We start from the raw sequence: 272 nt of genomic DNA, 5'->3' as shown, positions 1-272 counted from the left end.
CCAATCTTTTAGATAAAACATCGATATCACCGTCCGTTTTATCGATCCGTTTGACCTGTCTGGCGAACCAATCGTATGGCACACGGTTGAATTCCTGCAAGAATCGAAACAATTGCTCCAAAAGTCCTGCATGCTCATCGTGGCTGATTCCCCTAAAATCGGGAACACGGCAAACATCACAAAGGCGTTTAACATCGCCAGCAGAAACAATTTTATCGCTCACAATCGGCATCGCCGTCAGTGTTTTGAGGGTGCGCAGATCGTCCGCTTCG

The 272-nt window shown here is 47.4% G+C and carries 1 protein-coding gene; it reads right to left on the bottom strand.

Going from position 1 to position 272, the window contains the following annotated elements; translation table 11 throughout:
* A partial coding sequence (locus AB9F29_RS22720) for a hypothetical protein (RefSeq protein ID WP_369757351.1) occupies nt 1-223 on the bottom strand: 223 nt, incomplete at its 3' end.
* Between the last annotated feature and the right edge of the window lie 49 nt (nt 224-272).

This window comes from Falsihalocynthiibacter sp. S25ZX9 (assembly GCF_041205405.1).
GTDB lineage: Bacteria > Pseudomonadota > Alphaproteobacteria > Rhodobacterales > Rhodobacteraceae > Falsihalocynthiibacter > Falsihalocynthiibacter arcticus.
The sequence above is the reverse complement of the archived record's forward strand: the minus strand, read 5'-3'. Positions and strand labels throughout refer to the sequence as shown.